The sequence below is a fragment of the Bacteroidales bacterium genome, assembly GCA_014860585.1.
Classification (GTDB): domain Bacteria; phylum Bacteroidota; class Bacteroidia; order Bacteroidales; family 4484-276; genus RZYY01.
The window spans coordinates 1-2,741 of the sequence record JACZJL010000069.1 but is presented as its reverse complement, the minus strand read 5'-3'; the positions used below and the strand labels follow the sequence as shown (position 1 = coordinate 2,741).

Sequence of the window (2,741 nt, the reverse complement as noted above, 5' to 3'; positions counted from 1 at the left end):
GCCCAGGCGCGTTCGAGTACCGGCGCCGAATCCACAAACGGACGGGCGTTGATATCGCCGGCTTTGGCCTTCAGTTCAGCAATTAACCGATTAAGTTTTTCCTTGATCACAAAATGATAATCCTCACCGTAAGCATACTTCGAAAGGATGCAATTGCCGGTTTCGGGGAGCGGCTTTTCCGGAAAATAATTAAACAGTAAAACAACCACGGATTTCGCTCCATCCAGCAATTTGCGCGGATCAACACGTTTCTCGAAGTGATTTTCCATGTAGGTCATTTCTCCGTGCATGCCGGCATTCAGCCAGTTTTCCAAATGCAATGCCTCGTTTTGCAAAAAGCCGGCCCGGGCAATACCGCAACCCGAAAAACCGAGTTCCAATGCACGGGTTTTGATCCAACCTGAAAATTCCTTGCTGTTCATCTGTTTTTCCGAAAAATGATTCAACGGGGAACCGGAGGCGGGTAGCCCATCCTCCTTCCAAACACACGGTCGTACATCACGATACTTCCAGCTACAGCCACATTAAACGAAGGTTTGACCATCGCTTCGAGGGAAACGATCAGCTGGCATTGTTCCAGCACATAGTTGGGTAAACCGAAATCCTCGGCGCCAAGCAGATAAATGGCCTGGGGAGGATGTTCAAACTCCGATAGCGGTATCCCATTTTCTTCAATCCCAACCAGCAGGGCGTTCATAGGGCGTTGTGCCATGAATTGTGCGAAATTTTCAAAATTCCTCAATGGAATCTGCCGTTCGACTGCAAATGGATCAGATGGTTGTTTTTTATACCTCCGGTTAATTGTAAAAACGCCTGTGGCTCCCAATTGGTAGGCAGTGCGCCACAGTGTACCCAGGTTGTCCACCTTTTTGCTCTGATAAATCCCGATTTCGAAAAATGGCATATCCGGTTTTTTGGGCTAAACTACAATCTTTTTGGGAACCATAGATGAAAGTTGATTTCAAATACACCGATCGTCCAACTGTCAATGGTATCAGCATCATTTTTTCAACTTGAACTCTTTAAAAGCCATTGGCTTGAGGTAAGTTTAAGCGTTTTCCAATTGTAGAATTACTAATTAGGTTATTTAGATTCAGAAAAAATATCATTATAGTTCAGAGTAAATGATATATATTTTTAGTTTTGCTCGGCATTTTGCCTAAGCAACCTGCTAAGTTCTTTTCAATCATAATAGTAGTAAAACAAAATGAAGTTAATATCTAAATCTCTCTCCAATGAAAAAACTTCTACACATCACGCTTTTTGTCTTATTCGGCTTCAGTATTGTTATCAGTCGCGTTTCAGGGCAATCACAAACTATTCATGAAACTGGCGGATACAAAATCATTACTGGTGAAAGACCACCGGTTGATTTTCATCAACTTTCCAGTAAAAACTGGGAGCCGGGCATTTTCATTGTAAAGTTCAACGAAGAACAGGTTAAGAATCTGGATGATGCTTCCTTTACTAACGGAAAGGATGGCGCATTGGTAACCGGTATTGAAGCGTTTGATCTTCTTTCCATTCAATTTAAAGTTACTGCCGGCCAATCAGTGCTTTCCGGGCTTTACCAGGTACCAGGAAAGCACAACGATTTCAAAGAGCGTCACAAAGCATGGGGGTTTCATCAATGGTTTGTGTTCACAATGGAATATGAAGGAGACCTGCTTCAACTCATTGATGCTTACAAAGGATTGGAAAGTGTTGAATTGGTTGAACCCCAATTAAAAATCCGCAGGATTGAACCTGTTGGCAGGCAACCAATCCCCAAAGACGGCGGACAAAACAGTCCTAAATGGACACCTGATGATGTGTTTTACAATCTACAGTGGAATCTTGAAAACACAGGCCAGACGGTTTTTGGAATGCCGGGAACACCGGGTTCTGACGTAAATGTAAAGCCTGCATGGGACATCACCAAAGGCTTGCCCGACGTGGTAGTGGCAATTTTCGACGGTGGTATTAAATACGATCATGTTGATCTGGCCGGAAACAGATGGCCGGAGATTGGTCCGGACGGCATTTTTACAGTTGCTGACGACCATGCAACATCGGTGGCGGGTATTATTTCTGCTGTGAGCAACAACGGCGCCGGTGTAGCAGGAATTGCCGGCGGCTCAGGACTCGGTAACGGCGCCAGGCTGATGAGCCTTGATATTTATGCAGGTTTGCATGGTTTAAGTACAATGGAACTTTATATGTATGCTGCCGACAATGGCGCCGCCATTTCGCAGAACAGTTGGGGTTATGTAGATCCAGACGTTTATAATACTGATGACCTTTATGGTATCGACTATTTCAACGCTAATGGCGGGGGCGATGTGATGGATGGCGGTATTACCTTTTTTGCTGCCGGAAACGATGGTGATGGACAGAACTGGTACCCGGGATATTACAGCGGTACTGTGGCTGTAGCAGGTACTGATAATAATGACCGAAGAGCCTATTTTTCTTCTTATGGCGCCTATGTTGGGCTTTCGGCGCCGGGACTGAATGTGCCAAGCACCGGAATAGCAACAGGCGGAGCTGACGGATACTTTTACAACTCGGGCACCTCTTTCTCATCTCCTCATGCTTCCGGTGTTGCCGCACTGATGCTGGCCATGGCGCCGGGTAAGCTTTCTCCACAGCAGCTCAGGGAAATCATGAAAGCAACTGCAGACGATATTGATTACCTGAACCCCGATGTTGCAGGGCAGATAGGTGTTGGCAGAATCAATGCCGTGGCAGCACTGCAGGGT

The 2,741-nt window shown here is 45.7% G+C and carries 3 protein-coding genes; 1 reads left to right on the top strand and 2 read right to left on the bottom strand.

Features of this window, described 5'->3' with window-relative positions; translation table 11 throughout:
- The coding region (locus IH598_07650) for a DUF1730 domain-containing protein (GenBank protein ID MBE0638377.1) at positions 1-422 on the bottom strand (422 nt) is incomplete at its 3' end.
- Between the two features lie 20 nt (positions 423-442).
- Entirely contained in the window at positions 443-904 is a 462-nt protein-coding gene (locus IH598_07645; GenBank protein ID MBE0638376.1) for a TrmH family RNA methyltransferase, read from the bottom strand.
- A gap of 331 nt (positions 905-1,235) precedes the next feature.
- Between IH598_07645 and IH598_07640 the strand changes: the two genes are divergently transcribed.
- Positions 1,236-2,741: S8 family serine peptidase (locus tag IH598_07640; GenBank protein MBE0638375.1), on the top strand; the 1,506-nt coding region annotated here is incomplete at its 3' end.